A 1,602-nucleotide genomic window follows, 5' to 3' on the forward strand; every position below is an offset into this window, starting at 1 on the left:
ACTTCGCCCGCCGGCTCAAGACCCTGCGCGGCCTCACCCCCTACGAGTACATCTGCAAGATCTTTACAAGCGAGCCGCAACGCTTCAGGCTCGACCCGCTCCACCAAATGCCGGGACTAAACACTTAGAGCGTCGGACTAGAAATTAGACTCCTGGGCTTCTGCGCGGGCTGGAGCTGTGATTCCCTCCCTTGCACGGGAGGTGGATCATGGGTCACTGCTATTCTCTCGATCTCCGGGTGCGGGTCGCCGCCTTTGTCGACGCGGGCCATTCCTGCAGGGCGGCAGCCCGCCACTTTGGCGTCAGCGACAGTTTCGCCATCAAGCTGATGCGGCGAACGCGCCACCTCGGCTCACCGGCACCGGATCGCCAAGGCCGTCCGCCAGGAGGCGGCAAGCTGGTGCCCTATGAGACCTTTCTGATCCAGACCGTCGAGACCGAGCCCGCCATCACCATGCCCGAACTCGCCGCTCGCTTGCGGGAGGAACATGGGATCGTCGCGGCCCCGGCGATGCTCTCGCGCTTCCTGGGCCGGCATGGCTTCACCTATAAATCTATGGACCGGCCGTGCGTTGCAAGAGGGCTGTTTCTGGGTGGATGAGAGACGGTTCGCATCAATCTATCCGGCCTGCGTGTGGAGCTCTCGCTCCGGGCCATCATGGGAATCCGCGCGCACCGGGCCTGCCTAAAACGAAGGCTTCATCGAGCCATTTTTATAGCCAGGCTTCGGGTGCGCCGGGCAACCGTTCATCCATCCTGTCACATCCTTCTCGCGAACCTCGGCGGGAACTCTATCGCTAAGACACCGGCAGTCGGAGCAGGCTCAGACCGTGCCGGCAGTAAACTCTGGATCGTAACCGTTCGCGTGGTGCAGCACTCCCCACGCGATGCGAGCGAGCTTGTTGGCCAGGGCGATCGCTAGCACATTGCGATGCAATCGAACTCCGGCTGCTTGGAGCCAGCGCCCAAAGCCGTGCCCGCTCCAGTGGCATGGGCGCTGCAGGAGTGCTTGTGCGCCGCTGACGAACAGGCTGCGCAAGTAGCGGTTCCCGCGCTTGGAGAGACCGCCCAGGATCGTCCGATCCCCGGTCGAGATCTGCTTCGGCACCAGCCCGAGCCAAGCGGCAAAGTCGCGGCCTTTGGCGAAAGCGGCTCCAGTTCCGACCGCCGCTACCATGGCGCTGGCGGTGATCACGCCCACGCCTGGGATCCCCATCAGCCGCTGGCACCCCGCATCCTGCCGGGCCAGGGTCGCGATGTCGCGAGTGCTAGCGGCAATGCGCTCATCAAGTTGCCGCCAGTCTGCTGGGAGATCCTCAAGCAGATGGATCATGCGTGGCGAGAGCACATCCGTGCGTTGGGCCAGGATCGTCGGAAGAGCTTCTCGTAAACCAGCCGGTCCTTGGCGCACTGGAATGCCGCACTCGAGCAAGAAGCCGCGGATCTGGTTGATGACGGCCGTGCGCTGCCCGATCCGTCGTAATTACCCACGCCCTTGTCATCAGGCGCAATTCCTGAATCCATGGGGCCATGGATCGCACTGATTTGCAGCGCCTGACGAAGGAAGAGCTGATCGAACTGGTGCTGCGGCTGCAGCGGCCG

1 protein-coding gene and 2 pseudogenes are annotated in these 1,602 nt (G+C 63.4%); 2 read left to right on the forward strand and 1 reads right to left on the reverse strand.

All coding sequences use genetic code 11. The features are described 5' to 3' along the window. Positions 1-128, forward strand: a pseudogene (locus ACS5Q1_RS47810) (IS481 family transposase); the annotation flags it as partial. An 80-nt stretch (positions 129-208) separates the two neighbouring features. Further along, complete coding sequence (locus ACS5Q1_RS47815; protein ID WP_473104771.1) at positions 209-601, forward strand: IS630 transposase-related protein; 393 nt, start codon at positions 209-211, stop codon at positions 599-601. A 222-nt stretch (positions 602-823) separates the two neighbouring features. Here ACS5Q1_RS47815 and ACS5Q1_RS47820 read toward each other — a convergent pair. Next, positions 824-1,480, reverse strand: a pseudogene (locus ACS5Q1_RS47820) (IS110 family RNA-guided transposase); the annotation flags it as partial. Positions 1,481-1,602: the final 122 nt, after the last annotated feature.

The organism is Microvirga sp. GN3, from assembly GCF_055792825.1.